The 4,785-nt window shown below is 42.2% G+C and carries 6 protein-coding genes; 1 reads left to right on the forward strand and 5 read right to left on the reverse strand.

Annotated features, from left to right (window positions below):
- Positions 1 to 273, reverse strand: a 273-nt coding sequence (locus LC574_RS26980; RefSeq protein WP_306422161.1) for a phosphoribosylaminoimidazolesuccinocarboxamide synthase, incomplete at its 3' end; no start/stop codon positions are given.
- A 714-nt stretch (positions 274 to 987) separates the two neighbouring features.
- Between LC574_RS26980 and LC574_RS26985 the strand changes: the two genes are divergently transcribed.
- A complete protein-coding gene (locus tag LC574_RS26985; protein WP_229456747.1) occupies positions 988 to 1,251 on the forward strand; it encodes a hypothetical protein in 264 nt (87 codons plus the stop codon).
- Here LC574_RS26985 and LC574_RS26990 read toward each other — a convergent pair.
- The 4 genes from LC574_RS26990 to LC574_RS27005 all read right to left on the reverse strand — a co-directional run.
- Positions 1,198 to 1,413, reverse strand: coding sequence for a hypothetical protein (locus LC574_RS26990; RefSeq protein WP_229456741.1), 216 nt, complete (start codon positions 1,411 to 1,413; stop codon positions 1,198 to 1,200). The genes LC574_RS26985 and LC574_RS26990 overlap by 54 nt on opposite strands.
- 2 nt (positions 1,414 to 1,415) lie before the next feature.
- The gene (locus LC574_RS26995) at positions 1,416 to 4,061 is read right to left on the reverse strand and encodes a GAF domain-containing protein (RefSeq protein WP_229456749.1); all 2,646 of its coding nucleotides are present in this window, start codon (positions 4,059 to 4,061) and stop codon (positions 1,416 to 1,418) included.
- A gap of 76 nt (positions 4,062 to 4,137) precedes the next feature.
- Positions 4,138 to 4,293, reverse strand: coding sequence for a hypothetical protein (locus tag LC574_RS27000; protein ID WP_229456743.1), 156 nt, complete (start codon positions 4,291 to 4,293; stop codon positions 4,138 to 4,140).
- A partial coding sequence (locus LC574_RS27005; RefSeq protein ID WP_229456745.1) for a glycosyltransferase occupies positions 4,274 to 4,785 on the reverse strand: 512 nt, incomplete at its 5' end. The genes LC574_RS27005 and LC574_RS27000, both read right to left, overlap by 20 nt.

Genomic DNA, 4,785 nt, shown 5'->3' on the forward strand with positions numbered 1-4,785 from the left:
TACTTCCAAGGGTAAAATCTTTACTGCCTTCACCAGCATCTGATTCGGGCTAGGGCTGTCGATAAAGTGAGTCTTTATACCATTTGCCTCCAATTGTTTAAAAAGCTGGCTGGAAATGCTACAATTAATTTTTCCCTTATCTTGGATACTGCCACGCTTTTGGGCGTTAAACGCCGTGGCGTCGTTTTTAAAATCGGCCAACAAGACTTCTGGATCGTCGGTTGTGTAGAGAATTTTGGCTTTGCCTTCGTATAACTTAGAATTAACAGACATGGTGGCAGGTAAAGTTCTAGGCGATGGACAAAAGTTGTCCTTTGAAGCTTCACCATTTTATCTTTAGTTATTAACTATTAGCTATTGGTAATTATTTAGGAGGCTGCGAAGACACAGTTGATTGGGCAGAGGTCTATACCAGGAACCCGTAACGCAAGAAGAGGGCAGACGGGTACAGAGGAAAATCTTCTCGCTCTGCTCTGCTTCTTTTTTCCCTCTTTTTGGTTACGCCCCAGCAGAAAGTTGCTAAAAATTCACAACTGAATATCTAACTTTTAACAGACGACAATTTGCTTTAACGCATAGTATGTTGCCTAAATACTTCTACCCACAAAAATCTGTAACTATTTTTGCAAAAATAATAATTCCTAAAAAGTACGGGTATCTTTTAGCAAATTGTAACTCAGGGTTTAAACTGAAGTTAATTACAGTCAGAAATTCATAAATTAAGATGAGATAAATTAACAACTGGGAGGTAAGTCAAATATTCTCTTTAGTCATAGCAGAAACTTTTTTTGTAACTTTTACAGTAAAAGTATTTCAAGCTTTACTTTCTAGTCTCAAAATCTAAATCAACCAATTCCCGCATCATTAATTGCAAAAGAAATTCGATGGTTCGCCTTACCGCAGTCTGACACAGTAAAGATAGCGGTAGCTAATGATTCAGCTTTAGAGATTCAAACACAAGGGGAGTTGAATAAATTGGAGAACAAAATCGTGAACAAGGATGATTTTCTTTACCCTCGCGGTCGCTACTACGGCCAGGTAAAGCCAGAAAACTTGGTTTTTAATGCAAATCTACAGGAATTTGCCCAACGTGTAAGCTACATTTGCAACTTAGAAACAGGTGGAAAACTGCCTCCAGATGAAGCTTATGAACAGATAAAGGATTTATGGAAACAGTTGAAACGCTCAAAAAAAGAGCTAAGAATTGGCGAAGATCCGTTTCAGGATGACCAGGGGGAGGTTGAAGGTTGAAGGGGATGAGGGAGATGAGGGAGATGAGGGGGATGAGGGGGATGAGGGGAATGAGGGGGATGAGGGAGATGAGGTAGATGAGGGAGCGGGGAAGCATGGGAAGTAGGGGGAGAAGACCAATGCCCAATGCCCAATGCCCAATGCCCAATGCCCAATGCCCATGACTACTTGGTAAGCATTGTCCAGACACCATCCCAGGATTCTGGGGGCGGGGTTTGTTGATAATTACGCGCCCGTTCTAGGTGGATATCAACAGCTTGGTCTTGGGGTTGGATGCATTTGGCGGCTTCAAAACAGGCGATCGCTTGGGAGAAGTTGCGCGATAAATAAGCCGAGCGTCCAGTATGATAGTGAAACAAAAACTCTTGAGTGTTGGCATCTAGAGGGGTAGTGCGATCGCCAATTAACTCGTAGATATTAACTGCTTGGTGTTTCCCTTTGACTCGAATTTTATCTAACTGGCGCACCCAAATGCGATCGCTGCAAAGTTGGTAAGTAAATTCGCTTAGAATTATATCACAACTATAATCTTTAGTTACCGCTTCTAAACGCGAACTCAAATTTACACCATCTCCAATTACGGTGTAATCCATCCGTTTGCGGGAACCAATATTACCCGAAACCACTTCCCCAGAACTAATCCCAATGCCAATATGGATTTGTGGCTGCGCCTGGATAATTCGCCGTCGGTTAAATTCCTCTAACCGTTGTCGCATATCTAACGCTGACTGCACAGCCCTCCAAGCATGATTGTCTGTAAGTGGTAGCGGCGCACCAAATACCGCCATTAAGGCATCACCAATAAATTTATCGAGAGTCCCTTCGTAGTTAAAAACCGCCTCTACCATCGTTTCAAAATACTGATTGAGCAGCAATACCACCTCAGCTGCACCGAGATTTTCTGTAAGTGTGGTGTAGCCTCGGATATCAGAAAACAAGATAGTTACTTCCTTGCGTTCACCCACCATTAAAGCATCTTCCCCCAAAGCCATAATTTGCTCGGCTACATGGGGCGTTAGGTAGCGGGACATGGTAGTTTTCATCCGTTTTTCCTGGCTGATGTCTTCTAACACCACCAAACCACCCCGGACACCGCCTTCGGGGTTAGTTAGGGGATTAACAGTTAGATTTGTGCTGCGTTCTAATTTTTGCACCTCATCAGCCGTGAGAAACTCAGATTGGGAAGTGAGGGGTAGATTCCAGGGAATGAACACATCGGGGTTAGTGCGATCGCGCACTGCTAAAATTGAGTCCTGAGTCCTAAATTTTGATTCTTGAGTCTCACTTTTAACTCCTAACCCTTCGGCAGGTGTTACAGTGAGCTTGTCGAACTGCTCAGGGCATCGCTCCTCACTCTTAACTTGAGAAATTCCCACTATCAAACTTTCCTCTGGCACATAATGTTTAGCTCCAGTTTTTAAACTATCTTCTAGCCGCATTTGGAGATTTTCAATCGGCACAACTTCCCAAACTAGGCGACCAATCAAATTTTGTTCCCACAAAAGCTTGTTGTTCTTACTATTAGCATCTTTTATAGGACAGCCCAGCAACTCTAGCGCCGCATCATTAATCGTGACAATGCGTCCTGCCATATCTGTAGAAATCACCGCATCTGATAGACTTTGTAAAATATCTTTTTGATACTGTTTTTCTAACAGCACATTTTCAAACAGACGAGCATTTTCTAAGGCAATTCCTGCCTGAATATTAAAAGCCCGCATAAACTCTTCATCAGAAGCGGTAAAACTGCTTTGTTGCTTATTAATTAATTGTGTAACGCCAATTAATTCATTTGCCGAATTAAATACTGGCAAACACAGGATATTACGAGTTACATACCCAGTTTTTCTATCTGTAGTCGGGTCAAAGCGGGGATCTTTATAAGCATCGGAAATATTTAAGGCTTTACCAGTGGAAGCCACATAGCCAGCAATGCCACGGTTAGCGGGAATACGAATTTCTATCAAGTTTGTGCTATCTGCTGCCGCAGCAACTTTCGTCCAGAGTTCGCTCATCTCTTTACGATATAAAAATAGTGTGCTGCGGTCTGCTTGCATTAAAATTCGAGCTTGCTCCATGACTATTTGCAAAGTTGCTTCTAAATCCAAACTTTGCCCCAGTGTCTGAGTTGCCCGCAACAAAGCGGTTGCGCCTCTTTGATTACGAGCGGCTACATAAAAAGATTGACAGCTTTCCAGAATAATACCAATAGAAGCGGCGAAGTCTCGAAAACGTTCTTCATCATCAGAATTAAAGGGAACATTCCCGGTTTTATTAGCCAGTTGCACTACCGCTACAGTCTGGTTTTTGCTACTGATAACAGGCATACATAAAATATTATGTATTTTGTAGCCCATTTGTTTTTCAAGTTCTGGGCTAAATAAGGGATGAGTATAAGTTTCAGATATATTTAAATATTGACCTGTACTGGCAACATGACCGGGAATACCCACTGTAATAGGAGTCCGAATTTCTAAAAATTTTTGGGTATTATCTTGGGGAACTTTTGACCACAGTTGACCTTTGTCATAGTCAACTAAAAAAATAGCTGTGTGTTCTGCTTGCAGGATTTGACCAATTTTGAGTGTGATAGCTTCTAGCACCTTCTCCAACATAGTTTCTAGAGCTTCATTATTGATTAGTTCAATAGCTCTAATAAATTGCTGGAACTCAGCAGTTATGAAGTCGAGTAAGCAAACAAATTCATTAACAGATAAGTCTTTAACACGACGCAGTAGGGCGTGAGTACGATTAACTTGAGTCAGTTCAGTTAATGTAGCCAAAACGCTGCCAGGATTGGGGAGTGTCACGTCGCTTTGCTCCGAATTCAAAATTCAAAATTCAAAATTCAATAATTTTTAATCCCCATAAATAAATGGGCTTGTATCATGAGTCTGTTTCGGTCATGGGAATTTTAGATTTTAGATTTTGGGCATTGGGCATGGGGCATTGGGCATTGGTTATTAATTCTTCTCCCCCTGCTCCCTCATCTCCCTCATCTCCCTCATCTCCCTCATCTCCCTCATTTTGCCAACTTTTCAAAAAATATCACCTTTTGATAATAATCTTGTAGCTGCCTAGTAGCAGCAGACCAACCCCAACTTTCTGCTTCCTGGCGGGCATTTTTACGGATGATATCTCGTTGTTGTTTTTGTTCTAAGAGGCGAACAGTAGCAGCAATAGCTCCTTGAACATCTGCTGTTGGCTCAAAAAGATATCCATTTACTCCATCTGTGACAATATCAGGAATTCCCCCGGAACGGGCTGCTACCACCGGACAGCCAGCTGCCATTGCTTCTAGTAGTACTAAACCTAGTGTTTCTGTACGGGAAGGAAAGATAAAGGCATCAGCACTCGCAAAGGCAGAACCTAATTCTTGCCCCATGAGATAGCCAACAAAATAAGTGTTTGTGCCAGCAAAGTGTTTTTGTAATGCTTCACGGTGGGGGCCATCCCCAACCAATGCTAACCGCGCTTCGGGAATTGCTTCTAAAATTGGTTTGATGCGCTCAATTTCTTTTTCAGCAGAAAGCC

The sequence above is a fragment of the Nostoc sp. CHAB 5715 genome (genome assembly GCF_020829685.1).
In the GTDB taxonomy this organism is placed as follows: domain Bacteria; phylum Cyanobacteriota; class Cyanobacteriia; order Cyanobacteriales; family Nostocaceae; genus Nostoc.